General features: G+C 60.4%; 18 protein-coding genes. 8 read left to right on the plus strand and 10 right to left on the minus strand.

The genetic code is table 11. The annotated features are described in order from the left end of the window. Position 1: 1 nt before the first annotated feature. Both AB3G35_RS09900 and mfd read right to left on the minus strand, forming a co-directional pair. On the minus strand, positions 2–2,704 hold the full coding sequence (locus AB3G35_RS09900) for a DEAD/DEAH box helicase (RefSeq protein WP_203304174.1): 2,703 nt from the start codon (positions 2,702–2,704) through the stop codon (positions 2–4). Between the two features lie 11 nt (positions 2,705–2,715). Then, positions 2,716–6,165, minus strand: coding sequence for a transcription-repair coupling factor (mfd, locus tag AB3G35_RS09905; protein ID WP_083369828.1), 3,450 nt, complete (start codon positions 6,163–6,165; stop codon positions 2,716–2,718). A 286-nt stretch (positions 6,166–6,451) separates the two neighbouring features. On the opposite strand from mfd, the gene AB3G35_RS09910 reads away from it, so the two are divergent. After that, on the plus strand, positions 6,452–7,915 hold the full coding sequence (locus tag AB3G35_RS09910; RefSeq protein WP_083369829.1) for a glyceraldehyde-3-phosphate dehydrogenase: 1,464 nt from the start codon (positions 6,452–6,454) through the stop codon (positions 7,913–7,915). 152 nt (positions 7,916–8,067) lie between these two features. Here AB3G35_RS09910 and AB3G35_RS09915 read toward each other — a convergent pair whose 3' ends face one another. Together AB3G35_RS09915 and AB3G35_RS09920 are read right to left on the minus strand one after the other, a co-directional pair. Continuing rightward, positions 8,068–9,366 carry an MFS transporter gene (locus AB3G35_RS09915; protein ID WP_106117163.1) on the minus strand — a complete coding sequence of 433 codons (1,299 nt, stop codon included), beginning with the start codon at positions 9,364–9,366 and terminating at the stop codon, positions 8,068–8,070. A 155-nt stretch (positions 9,367–9,521) separates the two neighbouring features. Beyond that, positions 9,522–10,085, minus strand: coding sequence for a chalcone isomerase family protein (locus AB3G35_RS09920; protein WP_369782736.1), 564 nt, complete (start codon positions 10,083–10,085; stop codon positions 9,522–9,524). Between the two features lie 384 nt (positions 10,086–10,469). Here AB3G35_RS09920 and sthA point away from each other — a divergent pair, with 384 nt between their 5' ends. After that, positions 10,470–11,864, plus strand: a complete 1,395-nt coding sequence (gene sthA / locus AB3G35_RS09925; RefSeq protein ID WP_016780061.1) for a Si-specific NAD(P)(+) transhydrogenase — start codon at positions 10,470–10,472, stop codon at positions 11,862–11,864. Between the two features lie 42 nt (positions 11,865–11,906). Here sthA and AB3G35_RS09930 read toward each other — a convergent pair whose 3' ends face one another. Continuing rightward, on the minus strand, positions 11,907–12,629 hold the full coding sequence (locus AB3G35_RS09930; protein WP_088379322.1) for a glycerophosphodiester phosphodiesterase: 723 nt from the start codon (positions 12,627–12,629) through the stop codon (positions 11,907–11,909). A 36-nt stretch (positions 12,630–12,665) separates the two neighbouring features. Further along, on the minus strand, positions 12,666–13,250 hold the full coding sequence (locus AB3G35_RS09935; RefSeq protein WP_369782590.1) for a PilZ domain-containing protein: 585 nt from the start codon (positions 13,248–13,250) through the stop codon (positions 12,666–12,668). 94 nt (positions 13,251–13,344) lie between these two features. On the opposite strand from AB3G35_RS09935, the gene AB3G35_RS09940 reads away from it, so the two are divergent. The 3 genes from AB3G35_RS09940 (at position 13,345) to AB3G35_RS09950 (ending at position 16,594) form a co-directional block, all read left to right on the plus strand. Beyond that, positions 13,345–14,595, plus strand: a complete 1,251-nt coding sequence (locus tag AB3G35_RS09940) for a lipoprotein-releasing ABC transporter permease subunit (protein WP_016780064.1) — start codon at positions 13,345–13,347, stop codon at positions 14,593–14,595. Between the two features lie 7 nt (positions 14,596–14,602). Then, positions 14,603–15,286 (plus strand): lipoprotein-releasing ABC transporter ATP-binding protein LolD, encoded by a 684-nt coding sequence (gene lolD / locus AB3G35_RS09945; protein ID WP_162939374.1) that lies wholly within the window; start codon positions 14,603–14,605, stop codon positions 15,284–15,286. Positions 15,287–15,349: 63 nt separating this feature from the next. Beyond that, on the plus strand, positions 15,350–16,594 hold the full coding sequence (locus tag AB3G35_RS09950) for a lipoprotein-releasing ABC transporter permease subunit (RefSeq protein WP_086796115.1): 1,245 nt from the start codon (positions 15,350–15,352) through the stop codon (positions 16,592–16,594). A gap of 118 nt (positions 16,595–16,712) precedes the next feature. Here the strand turns inward: AB3G35_RS09950 and AB3G35_RS09955 are convergent, their stop codons facing one another. Together AB3G35_RS09955 and AB3G35_RS09960 are read right to left on the minus strand one after the other, a co-directional pair. Beyond that, positions 16,713–18,062 carry a heavy metal sensor histidine kinase gene (locus tag AB3G35_RS09955; protein ID WP_369782592.1) on the minus strand — a complete coding sequence of 450 codons (1,350 nt, stop codon included), beginning with the start codon at positions 18,060–18,062 and terminating at the stop codon, positions 16,713–16,715. Continuing rightward, positions 18,062–18,742: a heavy metal response regulator transcription factor gene (locus AB3G35_RS09960; RefSeq protein WP_086796117.1), complete on the minus strand. Its 681-nt coding sequence runs from the start codon at positions 18,740–18,742 to the stop codon at positions 18,062–18,064. Before AB3G35_RS09960 ends, AB3G35_RS09955 begins: the two co-directional genes overlap by 1 nt. Positions 18,743–18,897: 155 nt before the next feature. Between AB3G35_RS09960 and AB3G35_RS09965 the strand changes: the two genes are divergently transcribed. Both AB3G35_RS09965 and queF read left to right on the plus strand, forming a co-directional pair. After that, on the plus strand, positions 18,898–19,434 hold the full coding sequence (locus AB3G35_RS09965) for a plastocyanin/azurin family copper-binding protein (protein ID WP_016780068.1): 537 nt from the start codon (positions 18,898–18,900) through the stop codon (positions 19,432–19,434). 81 nt (positions 19,435–19,515) lie between these two features. Then, positions 19,516–20,346: an NADPH-dependent 7-cyano-7-deazaguanine reductase QueF gene (queF, locus tag AB3G35_RS09970; RefSeq protein WP_088379328.1), complete on the plus strand. Its 831-nt coding sequence runs from the start codon at positions 19,516–19,518 to the stop codon at positions 20,344–20,346. Between the two features lie 116 nt (positions 20,347–20,462). Here queF and AB3G35_RS09975 read toward each other — a convergent pair whose 3' ends face one another. Beyond that, positions 20,463–20,936, minus strand: coding sequence for a peroxiredoxin (locus AB3G35_RS09975; protein WP_169908760.1), 474 nt, complete (start codon positions 20,934–20,936; stop codon positions 20,463–20,465). 13 nt (positions 20,937–20,949) lie between these two features. Beyond that, the gene (locus AB3G35_RS09980) at positions 20,950–21,510 is read right to left on the minus strand and encodes a glycine cleavage system protein R (RefSeq protein ID WP_016780071.1); all 561 of its coding nucleotides are present in this window, start codon (positions 21,508–21,510) and stop codon (positions 20,950–20,952) included. A gap of 327 nt (positions 21,511–21,837) precedes the next feature. On the opposite strand from AB3G35_RS09980, the gene dapA reads away from it, so the two are divergent. Next, complete coding sequence (dapA, locus tag AB3G35_RS09985; RefSeq protein WP_016780073.1) at positions 21,838–22,716, plus strand: 4-hydroxy-tetrahydrodipicolinate synthase; 879 nt, start codon at positions 21,838–21,840, stop codon at positions 22,714–22,716.

The raw sequence follows: 22,716 nt of genomic DNA on the forward strand, positions 1-22,716 counted from the left end.
TTCAGCGCTTTTCAGTTTTAGGCGGCAGCGGCGCAAACAGTGCGTCGATGTCGTCATCCTGCAGTTTCCAGTCCCCGGCTATTCGCCCGTCCAGTACTCCTGCCGCCAAATCCGATTTCTCCTGCTGCAAGTGCTGGATTTTCTCTTCTACGGTGCCGCGGGCAATCATCTTGTACACAAACACCGGTTTTTCCTGGCCAATGCGGTAGGCACGGTCGGTGGCCTGATTTTCTGCCGCCGGGTTCCACCACGGGTCGTAGTGAATCACCGTGTCGGCTTTGGTCAGGTTCAAGCCAACGCCACCCGCCTTGAGGCTGATCAGGAAGATCTGCAGCTTGCCGCTCTGGAAGTCCTTGACCGGCGTGCGCCGGTCGCGGGTTTGCCCGGTGAGGATGGCGTAGGGCACCTTGCGTTTTTTCAGCTCGGCCTCGATCAGCCCCAGCATCGAGGTGAATTGTGAAAACAGCAGGATGCGTCGGTCTTCGGCAAACAGTTCTTCGAGCATCAGCATCAGGCTGTCGAGCTTGCCTGAGGTGCTGCCTTTTTTCGGCGGGGTGTCGCTGACCAGGCGCAGGTCGCAACACACCTGGCGCAGTTTCAGCAGTGCTTCGAGAATGATGATCTGGCTGCGCCCCACGCCTTTGCGGGTGATTTCGTCGCGCACTTTTTTATCCATCGCCAGACGCATGGTTTCGTATACGTCACGCTGGGCCTCGTTGAGATCGACCCAGTGTATGATTTCGGTCTTGGGCGGCAGTTCGGTGGCGACCTGCTCCTTGGTGCGGCGCAGCAAAAACGGTTTGATCCGTGCATTGAGATGCTGCAGGCGTTCGTCGCTGCCTTGGCGTTCGATAGGCACACGGTAGTCGCGGTTGAAGGTCTTGACGTCGCCCAGCCAGCCCGGCAGCAGGAAGTGGAACAGCGACCACAGCTCGCCCAGATGGTTTTCCAGTGGGGTGCCGCTCAGGCACAGGCGCTGGCGTGCAACCAGCTCGCAGGCCGCCTCGGTGGCCTTGCTGCCGGGGTTCTTGATGTACTGCGCTTCGTCCAGCACCAGCAGGTGCAGCGGCAGTTTTGCCAGATGCTCGATGTCCTTGGGCAGCAAGGCGTAGGTGGTCAGAATCACGTCGTAGTCATTGAGGTGCGCAAAGTGCTTTTTGCGCGTGGCGCCATACAGCGCCAGCACCTTGAGTTGCGGGGTGAAGTGCGCGGCCTCGTCCAGCCAGTTGGGGATCAGGCTGGTGGGCATCACCACCATCGCCGGGCGATCCAGGCGGCCAGCGTTCTTTTCGCACAGAATATGCGCCAATGTTTGCAGGGTTTTGCCCAGGCCCATGTCATCGGCCAGCACGCCGCCCACCTCCAGCTGGCGCAAGGACTGCATCCAGCTCAGGCCTTCGAGCTGATAAGGGCGCAAATTGGCATTGAGCCCTTCGGGGGCTTCGACGCTGAAATCCTTGATGTCACGCAGGCGCTGGGCGAAGCCGCGAATCTGCTCGCCGCCTTCCCAGCGCAGGGGCAGGGCATCCAGTGCGTTGAGGCGCGGTGCATCGGCACTTTTGATCCGCAGCGAAGTGGCGTCCGGCTCGCCCAGATAAAACTCATCCAGAGTCGCCAGTACCGGTTTGAGTCGCCCATACGGCAGCGCAACCTGCAGCGGACCATGGCCGCTGGCCGGGTTGGCCGGGATATTCACCAGGATCAGTTCGTCATCCTTGCGCCGGGCCAGTTTTTCGCGGTTGAGCAGGTCGCTGTGGGAGCGCATCAGGTTGAGCAGGATCGGCAGCAGGCTCAGGTGCTGGCCATTGACGATGATGCCCAGCTCCAGGTCGAACCAGTCGCGTTCCGGGGCTTCATCGACAGTGGCATACCAGTCTTCGACCGGGGTCAGGTCAAAGCCGAAATCTTCATCGATCTGCAACTCCCAGCCCTGATCGCTCAGGCTTTGCAGCTGGTTGAGGGTGAAATTCAGCCAGGCGCTGTCATTGACCAGCTCAAACAGTTCGCCAGCGCTTTCGGGCAGGGCCTTGCTCTGGCGCGTGGCGATTTTGAAGCCCAGGCTGCGCAGTTGCTCGCGGTAGCGGTTTTCGACCTCGGGCTTGCGCTTGATGCGCAGGGTTTGCTGTTCCTGGCGCAGCAGGATGTCAGCGTTCTTTTGCCCGCTGACGTACTGGTCCAGGTAGTTGAACGACAGGGCGGCACGGTGCTGGATATAGCGCTGCATCCTGCCGTTGCGCGGCTCGAAGGCGCTGAATTCGGCACTGGCCAGCCACAGCCGCGGCACGGGTTGCACGTCGTCGACCAGTTGCTCGGGCAGATTGTTGGGGCGACGTGAGTCGAGTACGGCCTGGAGCTTTTCCAGAAGCTCGGCATCCTGAGCAGCGGCGGGGTAGTTCAAGGTTTCTTCAATCTTCAGTAAGACAGCAGCGGTGTGCTTGCAATTGACCCGCACAGGGCAGGTGCAGTGAGCGCTGACCAGCAGCAAGGTGCCTTTGGCCGATTCGCGCAGTTCAATGGTTTGGCGGTAGGTGTTTTCACCCGAGCCCTGACAGCTGGCAGTAATTAGTCTGTCGCCGATCTGGACGATCCTGACCCGATTTTCCTTGGCGTAGCGTCGGCCACGCTCAAGGCTTTGTTCCTTGAAGCGACTGACCCAAGTCGCGGCAAGCGGCTTGGTCAGTCGGGCAGTGGGGCTCAGGGGCATGGGTTTTTCATTCAGGAAGACTTCGGCGTCAGACGCTCGAACAGCGCCTCAATGGTATTGAAGCGTTCTTCCGGGCGCTCCATCGGCACCATGAACTTGAACAGGGTTGCGCCCTCGAACTTGTAGCGGTTGGGCTGGCCCTGGATCAATTTGATCAACACCATCGGGTCGACCGGGGTATCGGCGGCAAACTCGATGCGTCCGCCTTGCGGGCCGGCGTCGACTTTCTTGATGCCCAGTTGCTCGGCCTGCAGCTTGAGCAGGGTGATGCGTACCAGGTTCTTGGTCGGCTCGGGGAGCAGGCCAAAGCGGTCGATCATCTCCACCTGCAAGTCCTTGAGGCCCTCTTCATCGGTGGCCGATGCGATGCGCTTGTAGAGGATCAGTCGCGCATGCACATCCGGCAGGTACGACTCGGGAATCAGCGCGGGTACCCGCAGGTTGATTTCCGGGCCACCGCCCAGCGGCTGGTCGAGGTTGGGCTGCTCGCCCTTGCGGATCGACTTGACCGCACGTTCGAGCATTTCCATGTACAGGGTAAAGCCGACCGCCTGGATCTGGCCGCTTTGACCATCCCCCAGCAATTCGCCAGCACCACGGATTTCCAGGTCATTGGTGGCCAGTACAAAGCCGGCACCCAGGTCCTGGGTATTGGCGATGGCTTCCAGGCGTTTTTGCGCGTCGCCGGTAATCTGCTGGCGCGGCGGCGTCAGCAGGTAAGCATAGGCCTGGTGGTGGCTGCGCCCGACGCGACCGCGCAGCTGGTGCAGTTGCGCCAGGCCGAACTTGTCGGCGCGCTCGATGATGATGGTGTTGGCGCTGGGCACGTCGATCCCGGTCTCGATGATGGTCGAGGCGATCAGCACGTTGAAGCGCTTGTGATAAAAGTCGCTCATCACCTGTTCGAGTTCGCGTTCGCGCATCTGCCCGTGACCGATGCCGATCCGTGCTTCAGGCACCAGCTCGGCCAGTTCGGCGGCGCATTTCTCGATAGTCTTGACGTCGTTGTGCAGGTAGTAGACCTGCCCGCCGCGCAGCAACTCACGCAGCAGCGCCTCTTTGACCGTGCTTTTGTTCTGTTCCATGACGAACGTGCGCACCGACAGCCGGCGCGCCGGTGGCGTGGCGATGATCGACAGATCGCGCATGCCTGACACGGCCATGTTCAGCGTGCGCGGGATGGGCGTGGCGGTGAGGGTCAGGATGTCGACTTCACTGCGCAAGGCCTTGAGCTGTTCTTTCTGGCGAACGCCGAAGCGGTGTTCCTCGTCGATGATCACCAGGCCCAGGTTTTTGATCTTGACGTCGTCCTGCAGCAGCTTGTGGGTGCCGATCACGATATCGATCTTGCCTTCGGCCAAGTCGGCCACCGCCTGGTTGATCTCTTTGGCCGACTTGAAGCGGCTCATCACCTCCACTGTCACCGGCCAGTCGGCAAAACGGTCGCGGAAGCTGTTGTAGTGCTGCTGGGCGAGAAGGGTGGTGGGCACCAGAATGGCCACCTGACGGCCACCGTGGACGGCGATAAATGCCGCGCGCATGGCCACTTCGGTCTTGCCGAAGCCGACGTCGCCGCACACCAGGCGGTCCATCGGCTTGGGCGACAGCATGTCGGCGCGTACGGCTTCGATGGTGGTCTGCTGGTCCGGGGTTTCTTCGAACGGGAAGCCGGCGCTGAACGTGGCGTAATCGGCTTTCGGGTCGGCAAAGGCATAACCTTCGCGGGCGGCACGGCGGGCGTAGATGTCGAGCAGCTCGGCAGCCACGTCGCGCACTTGCTCGGCGGCCTTGCGCTTGGCTTTTTGCCAGGTTTCCGAGCCCAGGCGGTGCAGCGGCGCCAGCTCATCATCGCTGCCGGTGTAGCGGGCGATCAGGTGCAGGTTGGCTACGGGCACATAGAGCTTGGCGCCTTCGGCGTATTCCAGGGTCAGGAACTCGGCCACCTGATTGTCCACTTCCAGGGTCGCCAGGCCCTGATAACGGCCCACACCGTGGTCGATATGCACCACGGGGGCGCCTTCGCGCAGCTCGGTGAGGTTCTTGATCACCGCATCGTTATTGGCGTCGGCGCGCTTTTCCCGGCGCCGGCGCTGCATTACGCGCTGGCCGAACAGCGGGCTTTCGGCAATCAGTGCCAGCGCCGGGTCGTCGAGCAGCAGGCCTTCATCCAGCGGGGCGATGGTGATCGCCAGGCGATGTTTGCTGGCCACGAAGTCGGGCCAGCTGTCGACTGTTTTAGGCCGCAGCTTGAGGCGTTCCAGCAGTTCGAGCAGCACTTCGCGGCGCCCGGCCGATTCGGCGGTAAACAGCACGCGACCATCAAACTGTTCGAGGAAACCGGACAGGGCCGCCAATGGCTGGTTGGCCTTGGCTTCGATGGCCAGGTTGGGCAGCGGTTGTGCCGGGAAGCGTTCACGGCTGCTGCCGGTGTCCACGTCATCCTGGCTGGCAACCACCCGCGGCCAGCTTTTAAGACGGGCGAAGCAGTCTTCAACCGGCAGGAACAATTCGGCCGGCGGTAACAGTGGCCGCGACGGATCGATGCGGCGCTCTTCGTAGCGGTTGCGTACGTCAGACCAGAAGTTCTCGGCGGCCTGTTCAATGCCTGGCAGCGAGAACACTTGCGTGTCAGCCGGCAAATAGTCGAACAGGGTCGAGGTTTCATCGAAAAACAGCGGCAGGTAGTACTCGATACCTGCGGGAGTAATACCGCTGCTCAAGTCCTGAAAGATCGGGCAGCGGCGGAAGTCGACATCAAAACGCTCGCGAAAGCGCGCCTTGAAGCGGGTTACCGCGTCTTTTTGCAACGGGAACTCACGCGCCGGCAGCAGGCGCACCGATTCAACCTTGTCGATCGAGCGCTGGGTCTCGGGGTCGAAGGTGCGCAGGGTCTCGATTTCGTCGTCGAACAGGTCGATCCGGTAAGGCAGTTTGCTGCCCATCGGGAACAGATCGATCAGCGCGCCGCGCACGGCGAATTCGCCATGTTCATACACCGTATCGACGCATCGATAGCCACTGGCCTCAAGGCGGGTGCGCATTTGCTCCACGTCCAGCTTCTGGCCGATATCCAGCACCAGGCTGCTGCCGAGCAGGAACTTGGTCGGGGCCAGGCGATGTAGGGCGGTGGTCACCGGCACTACCAAAACGCCATGACTCAGCTCCGGCAACCGGTAAAGGCTGGCGATACGCTGGGAGATGATGTCCTGGTGCGGCGAGAACAGGTCGTAGGGCAGGGTTTCCCAGTCGGGGAAATGCAGCACCGGCAACTCGGGCGCAAAGAACCTCAGCTCTTGCTCAAGGCGTTCGGCACTTTGGCTGTCGGCGGTCAGGAGCAGGGTGAAGCGCCTGGCGGCGCTGGCGGCCTCGGCAATCGCGAGGCTCAGGGCGGCACCGGGCAGATTGCTCCAGTGCTGTTTACCTGCCGTGGCAGGGAGTTTCGGTAGACGCAGGACGGGCACGGAAGGTTGAGCTCCAAGCGTTGCGACAAAGTCGGCAATTGTAACGGGCCAAGGGGTTGGCTGTCAGTTGCAGTCTGTAACCGCTGCGCAAAACAGCGCGTGGTACTCAACATGGGGGTGCCAGAGGCGCTGTGCAAGGCTTGCAGGCCGGTAAAAAGGCCAGTGTTAAAAAAATATTCGCCTATATTTATTGATGCTTAATCGTTTCAGTAAAGCCGTGTGACAGGCGTGCATTGCCCCTGCAGGGGTGCAGCGGCATAATGTAGCCCCTTTTTTCAGCCCCTACATGTGGAAGGTTCCCGTGACTCAGAAGCCCGACCAGTGTCTTGGTGAATGGATCGACCGTGAAGCACTCGCAGAAGCGATGATTCCGCTTATCGGTCAGCTTTACCGCAATAACAATGTGGTTAGCTCGATCTATGGCCGCAGCCTGATCAACCGTTCAGTCATTGCGATTCTCAAGGCTCACCGCTTTGCTCGCCATCGTCAGTCCGATGACATCGAATTGTCCGTGCACGAAACTTTCCCGCTGCTCAAGGCAATGAGCGAGCTCAAGCTCGGCGCTGCCTCGGTAGACCTGGGCAAGCTGGCCGTGAAATTCAAGGCCGAAGGCAATGGCCGCACGGCTGAGCAGTTTGTACGCGAAGAACTGGCCGATGTAGTGGGTCAGCAAAATGCTTCTGCACGTAAAGGCACTGACGTTGTGCTGTACGGCTTCGGTCGTATCGGTCGTCTGCTGGCGCGCATCCTGATCGAAAAAACCGGTGGTGGCGACGGCCTGCGCCTGCGTGCCATCGTCGTGCGCAAAGGCGCCGACAACGATCTGGTCAAGCGTGCCAGCCTGCTGCGTCGTGACTCGGTACATGGCCCGTTCGATGGCACCATCGTGGTCGATGAAGCCAACAACACCATCACTGCCAACGGCAACCTGATCCAGGTGATCTACGCGAAGAACCCGACCGAGGTGGATTACACCCAGTACGGTATCCAGAACGCCTTGCTGGTGGACAACACCGGTGTATGGCGTGACGCCGACGGCCTGGGCCAGCACTTGCAGTGCCCTGGTATCGACCGCGTGGTCCTGACCGCTCCGGGCAAGGGCAAGCTGAAGAACATCGTTCACGGCATCAACCACGGCGAAATCACCGCAGACGACAAGATCGTATCGGCGGCATCCTGCACCACCAACGCCATCGTGCCGGTGCTCAAGGCTGTCAACGACAAGTTCGGCATCGTTAACGGTCACGTTGAAACGGTTCACTCGTACACCAACGACCAGAACCTGATCGACAACTTCCACAAGGGCGATCGTCGTGGCCGTAGTGCCGCGCTGAACATGGTGATCACCGAGACCGGTGCTGCTACCGCTGCTGCCAAGGCATTGCCTGAGCTGGCCGGCAAGCTGACCGGTAACGCGATCCGTGTTCCGACGCCGAACGTGTCGATGGCCATCCTCAACCTGAACCTTGAGAAGCCGGCTACCCGTGAAGAAATGAACGAGTACCTGCGTCACATGGCGCTGCACTCCGATCTGCACAAGCAAATCGACTTCGTGAGCTCCCAGGAAGTGGTGTCCACTGACTTCGTGGGTTCGCGTCACGCTGGTGTGGTGGATGCTGAAGCGACTATCTGCAATGACAACCGCGTTGTTCTGTACGTTTGGTACGACAACGAATTCGGTTACAGCTGCCAAGTAGTACGCGTGATGGAAGACATGGCCGGGGTTAACCCGCCAGCGTTCCCGCGCTAAGCAACCGCTGCAACTGAAAACGCCCCGACTTGTCGGGGCGTTTTTGTGTGTGCGGGAAACCTGTGGGAGCGGGCTTGCTCGCGATGGGATCAGCGCGGTTGTTCAGGCCGACCGCGTCGCCAGTATCGCGAGCAAGCCCGCTCCCACTGAGGTCAGGCGTTGCTGGCCACTGCCGATTGCTCTGTACGCAACTGATGCTGATTGCCACGGAACAACACCACGGTGGCGATCAGGCCCAGTACCGCCGCGCCGGTCAGCCACAGGCCGGGGGCGGCCTTGTTGTCCAGGGCATGGATCAGGTAGGTGCAGGCCGCCGGGGTAAAGCCACCAAAGGTCGCGGTCGCCAGGCTGTAGGCCAGGGAGAAACCGGTAGTACGCACTTCAACCGGCATGATTTCGGTCAGGGCAACCACCATCGCTCCGTTATACGAGCCGTACAGGAACGACAGCCACAGCTCGACAATCAGCAGATGGCTGAAGCTCGGGTTGGCCACCAGCCAGGACAGAGCCGGGTAAGCGGTCAGGATCGCCAGGATGGTCGCCCCCAGCAGCAGCGGTTTGCGCCCGATCTTGTCCGACAGCGAGCCCATGACCGGCAGCCAGAAAAAGTTCGACAGGCCAATGCACACGGTCACCAGCAAGGCATCGAAATCCGACAGGTGCAGCTCGGCCTTGCCGAAGGTCGGGGTATAGGCGGTGATCAGGTAGAACGACACGGTGGTCATTACCACCAGCGCCATGCCGCCCAGTACCAGGCCAAAGTTCTGGCTGACCGAGCGAAGGATTTCACGCAGGGTAGGGTGATGTTTGCGCGCTTCGAATTCAGGGGTTTCTTCCATCGAGCGGCGGATCACAAAGATCACCGGCACGATCATGCAGCCCAGCAGAAACGGAATGCGCCAGCCCCATTCACCCATTTCTTCAGGGCTTAGCCAGTGGTTGAGGCCAACCCCCAGCAAACCGGCAAACACCACGGCAGCCTGCTGGCTAGCCGATTGCCAACTGACGAAGAAACCCTTGCGCCCCGGTGTGGCGATTTCCGCCAGGTACACCGACACGCCGCCCAGTTCCACGCCTGCCGAAAAGCCTTGCAGCAAGCGTCCGAGCAACACCAGCAGGGGCGCTGCAACACCCAGGGTGGCGTAGCCCGGCACGCAGGCGATCAGCACGGTGCCCATTGCCATCAGGGCCAGGGTAATGATCAGGCCTTTGCGGCGGCCATGCCGGTCGATATAGGCACCGAGAAATATCGCACCCAGCGGGCGCGCAAGAAAGCCGGCACCGAAGGTGGCCAGGGCGAGCATCAGTGAGGCAAAAGCGCTATCGCTTGGGAAGAAGGTTTTGGCAATGGCCGTGGCGTAAAAGCCAAAGACCATAAAGTCGAACATCTCTAGGAAGTTACCGCTGACAACGCGAAAAATCGCCTTGCCTTTGCCCGTACTGGAGGCCATCAGAAATCACCCGCTATTATCTGTTTTTATGCGCAATCCGTGTTTTTACTCGTCCACACTGCAAGGCCATGGCCTGCGCCATGGTGCAAAACAGTTTTGTAACCATATGTGTAACAAAGTATGTAGGCAACATTTGTTGGCGCTACACGGGCGGGCTAGGGCCTTTGTGCAAGCAGGTCCAGGCGCAGTGTGTCGGGCAGGCCTTCGGGAGCCAGCCAGATGCCCAGGTAGATTTTGGCCAGTTGATGATTCTGGCTGGTGAAAATGACCTGGCCGTTGCGCTCCAGCTTCAGCCCGCGTTGCGGGTTGTAGTCCAGGGCGTAGCGATCGCCGCGTTTGATATCGCCGAAGCTGGCTTGCAGTTGTTTTAGCGGGGCGTCGAGGCGGTCCAGGATGGCCGCGGGTTGTTGGCGCTTGAGGATGGTGGCAGAGGCCCGGGTGATATCGCTGTGCTTCAGATCACGCAGGTAGAACAGCTCCAGGCGCAGGTCGTGCTGTTCGTCAAAGGCCTGTTGCGGGTTGATGTCGGGCTGAGTGAAGAGGGCGGCGGCATAAATATCGGCCCAGAGGTAGGTCAGTACGATCTGGCCTTTACGCGCCATGACCTGATTACCGTCGCGCCATTGGGGCGGGAAGTTGGCTTCTTTTAATCGCGCTGACTCGTCGGCCAGGCTGGTGGTGGAGTAGAGCAGCAACAATACGATCAACATCTGGCGCATGGTGGATGGGCTCTGATCGATGGGTTGTGAGAGGTTTTGCCAAGTATGCGGCTTGGCCATGCCGTAGCAGCTGCCGCAGGCTGCGTTCGATTACGCAGCGATCGTAAAACCGGAGAACCAATCTTAGCTGACTTCTCGCCGTGCCCGTATTTACGACGGCTTCGCCGCCGAACGCAGCCTGCGGCAGCTGCTACGCAGGCTTTTGCGCTCTATGTAGATGTAGTGAACACAAAAATAGCCAACGACCAGACCAAGGGTTAATGTTCGCGGCGTTCAGGCTTCTATAGACTGTGCCCCACGTTTTGATCCTTCATGGCGCTGGCCGCGACATGATTTAGCCGTAGGTGCCCAAAGCGGTGCCACGGCCTGTTCTGAGGAGTACGCATGGCTGTCTACAACTACGACGTAGTGGTACTGGGTTCCGGCCCGGCAGGAGAAGGTGCGGCAATGAACGCCGCAAAAGCAGGGCGCAAGGTCGCGATGGTCGACAGCCGGCGCCAGGTCGGTGGCAACTGCACGCACTTGGGCACCATCCCGTCCAAAGCCCTGCGTCACTCGGTTCGCCAGATCATGCAGTTCAACACCAACCCGATGTTCCGGGCCATTGGTGAGCCACGCTGGTTCTCGTTCCCGGACGTTCTCAAGAGCGCCGAAAAAGTCATCTCCAAGCAGGTTGCCTCGCGTACCGGCTACTATGCCCGCAACCGCGTAGACCTGTTCTTCGGCACCGGCAGCTTCACCGACGAGCAAACCATCGAAGTGGTCTGCGCCAATGGCGTGGTTGAAACCCTGATGGCCAAGCAAATCATCGTGGCCACCGGCTCGCGTCCTTATCGCCCGGCCGATATCGATTTCACTCACTCGCGCATCTACGATAGCGACACCATCCTCAGCCTGGGCCACACCCCGCGCAAGCTGATCGTGTACGGCGCCGGCGTGATCGGTTGCGAATATGCATCGATCTTCAGTGGCCTGGGTGTGCTGGTCGAGCTGGTGGACAACCGCGAGCAACTGCTGAGCTTCCTCGATTCCGAGATCTCCCAGGCGCTGAGCTACCACTTCAGCAACAACAACATCACCGTGCGCCACAACGAAGAGTACGAGCGGGTTGAAGGCGTCGAAAACGGCGTGATCCTGCATCTGAAATCGGGCAAGAAGATCAAGGCCGACGCCTTGCTCTGGTGCAATGGCCGTACCGGCAACACTGACCTGCTGGGCCTGGAAAACATCGGCATCAAGGCCAATGGCCGTGGCCAGATCACGGTTGACGAGAACTATCGCACCACGGTGCCGAACATCTACGCCGCAGGCGATGTGATCGGCTGGCCAAGCCTGGCCAGTGCCGCCCACGACCAGGGTCGTTCGGCAGCGGGCAGCATCGTTGATAACGGCAGCTGGCGCTTCGTCAATGACGTGCCGACCGGCATCTACACGATTCCCGAGATCAGCTCGATCGGCAAGAACGAGCAGGAGCTGACCCAGGCCAAGGTGCCGTATGAAGTGGGCAAGGCCTTCTTCAAGAGCATGGCGCGTGCGCAGATTGCCGGTGAGCCCCAGGGCATGCTGAAAATCCTGTTCCACCGTGAAACCCTGGAAGTGCTGGGCGTTCACTGCTTCGGTTATCAGGCGTCGGAGATCGTGCACATCGGCCAGGCGATCATGAACCAGCCGGGCGAACTCAATACCCTGAAATACTTCGTCAACACCACGTTCAACTACCCGACCATGGCCGAAGCCTATCGGGTAGCTGCTTACGATGGTCTCAACCGGCTTTTTTGAGCGGCTCCGGCCGGTGGCCTGAGCCGGCCGGGGAGACCGATTTCAGCCATTCCCGAGGGTGGCAGTGGCCAAACCGGGAAAGTCTGTAATCAGGCTATCTACGCCGAAGTCGGCGAGCCTGCGCATCAGCGCAGGTTCGTTGACTGTCCATACCGACACATGCAAACCCTGACGCTGGGCCTTCTCCAGGCGCTCGGGGGTACAGAGTGTCCAGTTCAACGCCAGCATGTCACAGCCATAGCTCTGGGCGACCTTGATCGGGTCGAGCCAGGCGTATTCGGCCACCAGCCCACGCGACAGGTCGGGGGTCAATTCCACGGCGGCCTTGAGCACTTCCCGCGAACTTGAGGTGACCGTGACCTTGTCCATCAGGCCATGGCGCACTGCCATCTCGCGAATTGCCAGTACGGTGGTTGCCGCACGGGTGCGCGAGGCGCTTTTGACTTCCAGCTGCCAGTGCTCGAAGTCGCACTTTTCAAACAGCTCTTCCAGACGCGGGATCGGGCACGGCTGCAGCCAGCCCGGGCCGCCCTTGCGTGCGTCATAGGTCACCAGGTCGGCGGCAGTGTGCTCGATGACCTTGCCGCGCCGGTCCGTGGTGCGTTTGAGCGTCGGGTCATGGATGACCATCAGCTCACCGTCCTTTGACAGGTGCAGGTCGAGTTCACAGCGACGCACGCCATGCTTGAGGCATTGCTCAAAGCTGGCAAGGGTGTTTTCCGGTGCTTCGCCTTTGGCGCCGCGATGGCCATAAATCAGGGTCACATTTGCTCCTTGTACCTAGTGGTCGCCGGTTCCGGGTTACTCGCCCGCGGACTCTTGCTGCTCGCGGGCCAGGCGTCGGGCCTGGGCCTGTTTTTGCAGAATGTAGCGCGCCAGAAGCTGACGCTGGGTATCGGTGAGGGACTCGAATTCAGTGTTGATCCGGTAACCGCCAGCCTTTGCCTGGCAATCGACTACGCGGGCGCGCAGCAGCAAGCCCAGGGCCTGGGGCATCAGTACCAGTTTTATCGACAGATGGCTGCCTGCCGCGCAGGGCTGCGGGTGCTCAAATTCGATGCCGCCTTCGGAAAGCTGCACCGGCTGCAACTCGCCGATCTTGCCCAATACGGTCTGGGCAACGATCTGGCTGAGCAGTTCGACCCGTTTGTTCAGGGTCTTGAGGTAGCTGGAAAGGGTGCGGTCGCGTTCGCTGATCTGGCGCAGCAGGTGCTGGGACTCGAATTCACTCAGGTGCAGTTCACTGAGCAAATTGAACAGCGGCGACGCATCCTGCAACACTTCGCCGCTCGCGGCTTCGGCGGCTGCCAGCGGGGTTATTTCCAGTGCGATCATATCCTCGATACGGTAGTATTCGCGGCGATCTGCTTCATCTAATGTCGACATGGCGAACCCATGATGGCGGCTGTGGTCTGAGTGTAAAGCTGCTTATCAGGCCCCGCCACAAGGACGTCTTCTTTTCCCTCGAACAAGCCCCGACATGTTCAGACCTCTCTCGTTATTTATTGGCACGCGTTATACCCGTGCAAAGCGTCGCAATCATTTTGTGTCGTTTATTTCCCTGACCTCGATGATCGGGCTCGCCCTTGGCGTGGTCGTGATGATTGTGGTGCTGTCGGTGATGAACGGCTTCGATCATGAGATGCGCACCCGCGTGCTGGGCATGGTGCCCCACGCGACCATCGTCGGCGATCAACCGATCAGTGACTGGCAAAGCCTGGCTGCGAAGGTCAAGCAGAACCCCAAGGTGGAGGCGGTTGCGCCGTTTACCCAGATGCAGGGTTTGCTGACCAATGATGGCAATGTGCAGAAAGTCCTGCTCAATGCCATCGACCCGGCGCAGGAACGCAATGTCTCGATCATTGACCGGTTTATGCAGCAGGGCCAGCTCGACTCGCTGACCCCTGGCAGCTTCGGCATCATCATCGGCGACAAGGCAGCGAAAAAGCTCGGCGTGAGCGTCGGCGACAAGCTGACCTTCGTTGCACCGGAAGTCACGGTGACGCCAGCGGGGATGTTCCCGCGCATGAAGCGCTTTACCGTGCAGGGCATTTTTCATGTCGGCGCCGGTGAAATCGACGGTTACCTGGGCATCACCAACCTGCAGGACCTGGCGCGCTTGCAACGCTGGAAACCTGACCAGGTGCAGGGCCTGCGGCTGAAGTTCGATGACCTGTTCCAGGCTCCGCGTACCGCGTGGGAAATCGCCCAGCAGCTCGGCGAGAGCCAGTATTACGCCCGCGACTGGACACGCACCCACGGCAACCTGTACCAGGCCATCCGCATGGAAAAAGCCATGATCGGCCTGCTGTTGCTGCTGATTGTGGCCGTGGCTGCGTTCAATATCATTTCCACGCTGGTGATGGTGGTCAATGACAAGAAGGGCGATATCGCCATCCTGCGCACCCTGGGTGCGACGCCGGGCACCATCATGGCCACCTTTATGGTGCAGGGCACTGTTATCGGTGTGGTGGGTACGGCCATCGGTGCTGTGGTCGGGATGCTGGCCGCGCTCAATGTCAGCGCCGCGATCTCGGCCCTCGAAGGCCTGATCGGGCACAAGTTTCTCAATGCCGACGTGTATTTCATCGACTACCTGCCCTCGCAACTGCAGGCCCAGGACGTGTTGATGGTGTGCGGTGCGGCATTGGTTCTGAGTTTCCTCGCGACCTTGTACCCGGCCTGGCGTGCTGCGCGCACCCAGCCTGCGCAGGCGCTTCGTTATGAGTGAGTTGGGCATGAAAGAACAAGCAGTGTTGAGTTGCCGTGACCTGGGCAAGTCCTACGAGGAAGGCCCGGAATCGGTGGTGGTACTGTCGGGCCTGCAGCTTGAATTACACCCCGGCGAGCGGGTAGCGATCGTCGGCACTTCGGGGTCGGGCAAAAGTACCTTGCTCAACCTGCTCGGCGGTCTTGATACCCCGACCAGCGGCAGTGTGTGGCTGGCGGGTGAAGAACTGTCGGCCCTGGGCGAAAAGGCCCGTGGCCTGTTGCGTAACCGCTCGCTGGGTTTCGTGTACCAGTTTCACCACTTGCTGCCCGAGTTCACCGCCCTGGAAAACGTCTGCATGCCGCTGTTGATCGGCAAGACCGCGATCCCCGAGGCCCGTGAGCGGGCCACGGCGCTGTTGACCCGTGTCGGCCTGGGCCATCGCCTGGAGCACAAGCCGGCGGAGCTGTCGGGTGGCGAGCGCCAGCGCGTGGCCATTGCCCGGGCGCTGGTCAACAAGCCGGGGCTGGTGATGCTCGACGAACCTACGGGCAACCTCGATTCCCACACCGCGCAAGGCATTCAGGACCTGATGCTCGAACTCAGCACCTCAATGCGCACTGCGTTCCTGGTGGTGACCCATGACATGAGCCTGGCCCGCCAGATGGATCGTGTATTGCACCTTCAGGAAGGTCGCCTGACCGCGATCTGACCGGCCGCAACCCGACGCCTGCAAGCGGGCGTCGGGTCTTCAATTTTTATACGGTGCCCGCGAATGTTCAGACCGTTATCGATTTTTATCGGCACGCGCTATACCCGCGCCAAGCGCCGCAATCGTTTTGTTTCGTTTATCTCCATGACCTCGATGATCGGCCTCGCCCTGGGCGTGCTGGCAATGATCGTGGTGTTGTCGGTGATGAACGGCTTCCAGCGTGAAATGAGCAACCGAATCCTCGGCATGGTGCCCCACGCGACCATCGTTGGCGTCAAGCCCATCGATGACTGGCGCCCGGTGGCCGAGGCGGCGATGAAAAACCCCGAGGTGACGGCAGCCGTACCGTTTACCGAGCTGGACGGCATGCTGTCCTATAAAGGCTCGATGCAGCCGATCCAGATCAGCGGCATCGATCCGGCGCAGGAAGGCAAGGTCTCGATCGTGACCCAGCATATCGTGCAGGGCAGCCTCCAGGACCTTAAGCCCGACGAGTATGGCGTGGTGTTGGGCGATATTGTTGCGCGGCGTTTCCGTCTGGGTGTGGGTGACAAGATCACCCTGATCGTGCCCGAGGCCAGTACTGCACCGGGGGGAATTACCCCGCGCCTGCAGCGCTTGAACGTGGTGGGCATCTTCAAGGTCGGGGCCGAGCTGGACGGCACTATGGGCCTGATCCACATGGCCGATGCCGCGGCGATTCAACACTGGGAACCGAACCAGGTGCAAAGCGTGCGCCTGGCGGTCAAGGACCTGTACGCGGCGCCGCAGGTGTCGCAGCAGGTGGCTGCCGGCCTGGGGGATGGTTACAAGGCTGACGACTGGACCCACACCCAGGGCAGTCTGTTCAGTGCGATGAAAATGGAAAAAACCATGATTGGCCTGTTGCTGCTGATGATCGTGGCCGTGGCTGCTTTCAACATCATCGCCACGCTGATCATGGTGGTGAACGACAAGGGGGCCGACATTGCCATCCTGCGCACCATCGGCGCGACGCCGCGCCAGATCATGGCCATCTTTATGGTGCAGGGTACGGTGATCGGTATTGTCGGCACCTTGATCGGCGGCGTGCTGGGGGTGATTGCGGCGCTCAATGTCAGTGAGCTGGTGGGCTGGATGGAGCGGGTGACCGGCCAGCACATCTTCAGTTCCGATGTGTACTTTGTCAGTAATCTGCCATCAGAGCTGCAGGGCGGCGATGTGGCGTTGATCTGCGGCGCGGGCTTTGTGCTAAGCTTTCTGGCCACGCTGTATCCGGCGTATCGGGCGGCCAAAATCCAGCCGGCCCATGCGTTGCGGTATTCCTGATCAAATTTGCACTGTTCTGTGGGAGCGGGCTTGCTCGCGATGGCATCGACGCGGTGTGACTTAAGCACCGCGCCGCCTGCATCGCGGGCAAGCCCGCTCCCACAGTTGAATAAACCGGTCAGGCTGGCAACTCAATCACAAACCGCGTTACCCCCTCCTGCGACTCACAACGAATCTGCCCGCCATGGGCGCGAATAATCGACTGGGTGATCGCCAACCCCAACCCCGCATGCTCACTGCTGCCTTCGCGCCGAGCCGGGTCTGCCCGGTAAAACCGGTCAAACAGGCGTGGCAGCAGTTCTACAGGAATCCCTGGGCCCGTGTTCTCGATGCTGATGCGTGCGCTGCTCGGCAAAGCCTCAATCAGCACCCTTATCGCGCCACCCGCCGGCGTATAGCGCAATGCATTATCCAGCAGGTTGGATAGGGCGCGGCGCAGCATGCTGCGGTCGCCTGGCATGTGCGCGTTGCCTTCGCCGGTCAGTTCGATGTGCGAGTCTTCAGCCAGCAGCGCATAAAACTCCAGCAGCGCCTCCACTTCGCGACCCAGCTCCAGCGGCTCGCGGCGCGGCGTCAGCAGGCCGTGATCGGCCTTGGCCAGATACAGCATGTCGTTGACCAGTTGCGCCATCCACTGCAGCTCTTCGAGGTTGCTGTGCAGGGCCTCACGGTATTCTTCAATGTCCCGGGGGCGGGTCAGGGTGACCTGGGTATGGGTCAGCAAGTTGGACAGGGGCGTGCGCAGTTCATGCGCAATATCGGCGGAGAACGCCGACAATCGCTGAAATGAATCGTCCAGTCGCGCCAGCATGGCGTTAAAGGCTGCGGCCAGCTCTGCCAGCTCGGCAGGCATTTGTTTCTCGGGCAGGCGTGAGTTGAGCGAGTCGGCCGACACACTGGCCGCAATCGCGCTCATGCGCCGCAAGGGGCGCAGGCCGCTACGGGCAGCCCAGGCGCCGAGAATCGCCGTGGCCAGCGCCGAGAGGCCGACAGTCATCCAGATCAGCCGCTGCATGCGCTGCAAAAAGTGCTGGTGATGGGTGATGTCGAGCAGCAGTGTCAGTTGCGGTGCATCCGGGCTGTCGTTTTGTGGCACCAGCACACGGTAATCGGTGCCGTTGATCTGCAGGCTGCCCAGGCCCGGTTGTGTCTCAAGCTCCAGCGGCAGGCGCGGCGAGCTGTCAAACCACAGGTGCCCGTCCGGGCCGCGTACCCGCACTGCCAGGTCCGGCTGATGGGCCAGATCCTGCAGCAGGGCGGGCAGGCGCAGGGTGAAGCGCTCCAGGGTGTCAGCCCCGTGCAGCGTGCTGCGCAAAACGGCGAGGCGACTTTCCATCAGTTGCTGGTCCAGCTCGACAAAATGCACCTCACTGGCCCGCCCGAACAGCACCCCGGCAAACAGCGACACCACTGCGGTACAGCCGGCAAACAGCAGGGCCAGGCGACTGCTCAGGGACAGGCGGCGCATCAACTGCTGCGCTCCTCAAGCACATAACCCATGCCGCGCACGGTGTGGATCAGCTTTTGCTCATGACTGTCGTCGATTTTCAGGCGCAAGCGGCGAATTGCCACTTCGATGACGTTGGTGTCGCTGTCGAAGTTCATGTCCCAGACCTGCGAGGCGATCAGGGACTTGGGCAGCACTTCGCCCTGACGGCGCAGCAGCAGTTCAAGCAGGGAGAATTCCTTCGCAGTAAGGTCAATGCGCTGGCCGTTGCGCTCGGCGCGGCGACGGATCAGGTCCAGGCGCAGGTCGGCCAGTTGCAGGTTGGTTTCCTGGGGGGTGTTGCTGCCGCGGCGCAGCAGGCTGCGCACCCGCGCCAGCAACTCGGAAAAGGCGAACGGCTTGACCAGATAATCATCGGCGCCCAGTTCCAGGCCGTGGACGCGGTCTTCGACTGCATCGCGTGCGGTCAAAAACAGCACCGGTATGCTCAGCCCTGCGCTGCGCACGGCCTGCAGGATTTGCCAGCCGTCGCGCCCGGGCAACATGACGTCGAGAATCAGCAGCGAATAATCGCCGGTCAATGCCAGGTGTTGCCCGGTAATACCATCGGCCGCCAGTTCGGTGGTGAACCCGGCCTCGCTCAGGCCCTGGCGCAGGTACTGCCCGGTTTTCACCTGGTCTTCGACAATCAGCAGTTTCATGATCGACTCATCGTAAAAATTAACCTCAGCCTTATACCTTGGTGCAGGTTATGCGGGGGCAAGCTGACAAAGTTGTAATCTTGCGGTCAGTTAAATGCCAGTGCCGCTATTTTAAAGTGCTGCCAAGCCTGACATTTTTGTTTCTGGGAGTAAGTATGACCGCACGTATCCGTTTGTCGCTCGCTGGCTGTTTATTGGCCTTGAGCCTGCCGGTCATGGCATCACCGGCGGCTCATTTCGATTTCGGCCAGCCTGCACCTGCCGCCAGCGCGACGCGTACGGTGCAGGTCGAGATGAGCGATATCGCCTTCAGCCCCAAGACGCTGGACGTTAAAGCCGGTGAAACCGTGCGTTTCGTACTGGTCAACAAAGGCCAGTTACTGCACGAATTCAACCTGGGCAATGCGGCGATGCATGCGGCCCATCAGAAGGAAATGCTCGACATGCAACAAAGCGGCATGCTCACCCCGACCGGCATGGGCCACGGCGGCATGGATCACTCGGCGATGGGGCACGGTTCGATGGATATGCCGGGCATGAAGCACGATGACCCCAACAGCGTGCTGGTCGAGCCGGGCAAAACCGCCGAGCTGACCTGGACCTTCACCCGCGCCGACAACCTGGAATTTGCCTGCAATGTGCCCGGTCACTACCAGGCGGGCATGGTCGGCAAGGTCAAGGTTGCACCTTAAAACGCCCTGATCGTCAGTCAACGCTGAAAGCCTGGCTTAAACCCGATAGAATTGCCGGGTTTTTCTAGCCAGGTTTTTGTCATGCATCCCGCCGCCGAACATTCCCCGCTGGGCAAGTCCAGTGAATACATCAGCACCTACACCCCGTCCTTGCTGTTCCCGATCCCGCGCGCGGCGAAATGGGCCGAGCTGGGGCTGAGCGCCGAAACCCTGCCGTATGTCGGCGTGGATTTCTGGACCTGCTTCGAGCTGTCCTGGCTGCTGCCCTCGGGCAAGCCGGTGGTGGCCATCGCCGAATTCTGCTTTGCCGCCGATTCGCCGAATATCGTCGAGTCCAAGTCGTTCAAGCTGTATCTGAACTCGCTGAACCAGACGGTGTTTGCCGATACGCCAAGCCTTGAGGCCACGTTGCGTGCAGATTTGTCAGCCGCTTCCGGCAAGCCTGTCAGCGTGCGCGTACGCAGTCTGGATGAAGTTCAGGCTGATGGTGTAGGCGTTTTGCCGGGTGTGTGCATTGATGGCCTGGATATCACGGTCAGTGATTACGCGCAGCCGCGCCCGGAATTGCTCAAGTGCGACGATTCCCAGGTAGTCGAAGAAAGCGTCTACAGCCATTTGCTCAAATCCAACTGCCCGGTCACCAGCCAGCCGGACTGGGGCACGGTGGTGGTCGAGTACCGTGGGGCGGCACTGGATCACGCCAGTTTGCTGGCCTATCTGGTGAGCTTTCGCCAGCATTCGGACTTTCACGAACAATGCGTGGAGCGGATCTTTCTCGACCTGCAGCGTTTGCTCAAGCCCGAGAAGTTGACCGTGTATGCGCGCTATGTGCGCCGTGGCGGGCTGGATATCAACCCGTACCGCAGCACCGAAGCGGTCGAGTTCCAGAATGTGCGGCTGGTGCGTCAGTAATACGATTCAGCCTTGTGGGAGCGGGCTTGCTCGCGATGGTGTCGACGCGGTTTGCCTGACAAACCACGTCGCCTGAATCGCGATTCAGCCCGCTCCCACAGCGTTCAGGGCATTGCTCAGCTGTTATTCAATGCCTTTGCCCGTTCCAGCACGGCCTCGACATGACCCGGCACTTTTACGCCGCGCCACTCGTGACGCAACACGCCGTCCTTGTCGATCAGGAACGTGCTGCGGTCCACGCCCAGATACTCCTTGCCATACAGCTTTTTCAGCTTGATCACGTCAAACAGCTGGCACAGGGCCTCGTCCTTGTCGCTCAGCAACTCAAACGGGAAGCCCTGCTTGGCCTTGAAGTTCTCATGGGACTTGAGGCTGTCGCGGGACACACCAAACACTTCGGTATTGGCCGCCTGAAACTCCGCGTAATGGTCGCGAAAGCCCTGGCCCTCAGTGGTGCAGCCCGGCGTGCTGTCCTTGGGATAAAAATAGATCACCACCTGCTTGCCCTTGAGCTGCGACAGGCTGACGGTTTTTTCACTCGTTGCCGGGATCTGGAAATCGTCTACGGGTTGGTCAATTACAACGGCCATTGAGTCGGTTTCCTTACATCGGGTTCTGTGGGCGCCACGGTTCGATCAGAGCATCCAGGTTCAGCGCATCGGCGAAGTCCAGGAACTGATCACGCAGCCAGCTGATTTGTACGCCAGCCGGCAAGGTCACGGTAAAGGTGGCGTTAAGCATGGTGCCACCGGTTTGTGGGGCCTGATAGGTGTCGCATGTCAGGTTTTCCAGCTCAACGTTGTGGTCCATGAAGAACTGGCACAGCTCGTTGATGATGTCCGAGCGGTAGGCCGAGCTGACATAGGCCACATACGGCAGCGCCTGCGGGCGGGTTTCCAGGGCAGCGCTGCGTACTACGTTGACGCTGAACGCGTGCTTTTTGGCCAGCGCAGGCAAGCCTGCTTCCAGGCGTGCCAGGGCGTCCCAGCTACCGGTTACTTCCAGAACCAGGGCACTGCATTCGCCGTGGCGGGTCAGGCGCGAGGTCACGACAGCGCAGCGATTTTCATGGCTGGCGCGGCACAGCACGTTAGTCAGCTCCATTGGGTTGGCGCCAAGGGCACTGATGACAAGGAATTGTTCGCGAACTGTGGGGGTGGACATTCAACCTTCCTAAAACGATGAGCGGTCAGTACGGTCGATGCTGGGCAAGTTGCCTGGCAGGCGCAGCTGGAGCGCCACAAGCCCGCCAAGCCAGCGAAACAGGCGGTTTGCAGGCTGTGCAAACCGGGCTTGGCGGCGTTTGGACGGGGCTTTGGACGCCTGCAGAAGGCCTGTGAAACAGACTTGCACGCACATCAGTACCAATCAAAGGCTGAAGGGTAGCGAAAAGCAACGCGAAGGGGAATGCTCATCGGGCGCGCTGTTGCTTGTGCAAGGGTCATGGCGCCAGTACCATTACGGCTCTCTTTTTCCGGCAGGAGCGGTTGCATGATTGCGGGCAGTATGGTGGCACTGGTCACACCTATGGATGCACAAGGTCGTCTTGATTGGGACGCTCTGAGCAAACTGGTGGACTTTCACCTGCAAGAGGGCACCAACGCCATTGTTGCCGTTGGCACTACAGGTGAATCGGCAACTCTGGATGTGAACGAACACATTGAAGTGATTCGTCATGTCGTCAAACAGGTTGCAGGGCGTATTCCGGTGATCGCCGGCACGGGCGCCAACTCGACGCGTGAAGCGATCGAACTGACCACCAATGCAAAGGCCGCTGGCGCCGATGCATGTCTGCTGGTGACGCCGTATTACAACAAGCCGACCCAGGAAGGCCTGTACCAGCACTTCAAGGCGATCGCCGAAGCAGTCGATATCCCGCAGATCCTGTACAACGTTCCGGGTCGTACCGCCTGTGACATGCTGCCGGCCACCGTGATCCGTCTTTCCACCGTGCCGAACATCATCGGCATCAAGGAAGCCACCGGTGACCTGACACGCGTACCCGCCATCCTGGCCGGTGTGAGCAGCGATTTCCTGGTGTACTCCGGTGACGACGCCACCGCAGTCGAGCTGATCCTGCTCGGCGGCAAGGGCAATATCTCGGTAACCGCCAACGTTGCCCCGCGTGACATGAGCGACCTGTGCGCCGCCGCGATGCGTGGCGATGCCGACACGGCCCGTGCGCTGCACGAAAAGCTGATGCCGCTCAATAAAACCCTGTTTATCGAATCCAACCCTATCCCCGTGAAATGGGCGCTGCATGAGATGGGCTTGATGTCGGACGGTATCCGTCTGCCACTCACCTGGCTCAGCGAGCCTTGCCACGAACCACTGCGTCAGGCAATGCGCCAGTCCGGTGTCTTGGTTTAA

It is taken from the genome of Pseudomonas sp. WC2401, assembly GCF_041200115.1.
Taxonomy (GTDB): Bacteria; Pseudomonadota; Gammaproteobacteria; order Pseudomonadales; family Pseudomonadaceae; genus Aquipseudomonas; species Aquipseudomonas fragi.

What these genes read in the sequence shown, in the direction of transcription:
- AB3G35_RS09980 (WP_016780071.1), bottom strand. Translation starts at nt 21,510, where the DNA reads ATGTCCACCCCCACAGTTCGCGAACAATTCCTTGTCATCAGTGCCCTT.
- sthA (WP_016780061.1), top strand. Translation starts at nt 10,470, where the DNA reads ATGGCTGTCTACAACTACGACGTAGTGGTACTGGGTTCCGGCCCGGCA.
- AB3G35_RS09900 (WP_203304174.1), bottom strand. Translation starts at nt 2,704, where the DNA reads ATGCCCCTGAGCCCCACTGCCCGACTGACCAAGCCGCTTGCCGCGACT.
- AB3G35_RS09955 (WP_369782592.1), bottom strand. Translation starts at nt 18,062, where the DNA reads ATGCGCCGCCTGTCCCTGAGCAGTCGCCTGGCCCTGCTGTTTGCCGGC.
- AB3G35_RS09935 (WP_369782590.1), bottom strand. Translation starts at nt 13,250, where the DNA reads ATGTCGACATTAGATGAAGCAGATCGCCGCGAATACTACCGTATCGAG.
- AB3G35_RS09940 (WP_016780064.1), top strand. Translation starts at nt 13,345, where the DNA reads ATGTTCAGACCTCTCTCGTTATTTATTGGCACGCGTTATACCCGTGCA.
- AB3G35_RS09920 (WP_369782736.1), bottom strand. Translation starts at nt 10,085, where the DNA reads ATGCGCCAGATGTTGATCGTATTGTTGCTGCTCTACTCCACCACCAGC.
- AB3G35_RS09950 (WP_086796115.1), top strand. Translation starts at nt 15,350, where the DNA reads ATGTTCAGACCGTTATCGATTTTTATCGGCACGCGCTATACCCGCGCC.
- AB3G35_RS09960 (WP_086796117.1), bottom strand. Translation starts at nt 18,742, where the DNA reads ATGAAACTGCTGATTGTCGAAGACCAGGTGAAAACCGGGCAGTACCTG.
- AB3G35_RS09965 (WP_016780068.1), top strand. Translation starts at nt 18,898, where the DNA reads ATGACCGCACGTATCCGTTTGTCGCTCGCTGGCTGTTTATTGGCCTTG.
- dapA (WP_016780073.1), top strand. Translation starts at nt 21,838, where the DNA reads ATGATTGCGGGCAGTATGGTGGCACTGGTCACACCTATGGATGCACAA.
- AB3G35_RS09975 (WP_169908760.1), bottom strand. Translation starts at nt 20,936, where the DNA reads ATGGCCGTTGTAATTGACCAACCCGTAGACGATTTCCAGATCCCGGCA.
- queF (WP_088379328.1), top strand. Translation starts at nt 19,516, where the DNA reads ATGCATCCCGCCGCCGAACATTCCCCGCTGGGCAAGTCCAGTGAATAC.
- AB3G35_RS09915 (WP_106117163.1), bottom strand. Translation starts at nt 9,366, where the DNA reads ATGGCCTCCAGTACGGGCAAAGGCAAGGCGATTTTTCGCGTTGTCAGC.
- AB3G35_RS09910 (WP_083369829.1), top strand. Translation starts at nt 6,452, where the DNA reads ATGTGGAAGGTTCCCGTGACTCAGAAGCCCGACCAGTGTCTTGGTGAA.
- lolD (WP_162939374.1), top strand. Translation starts at nt 14,603, where the DNA reads ATGAAAGAACAAGCAGTGTTGAGTTGCCGTGACCTGGGCAAGTCCTAC.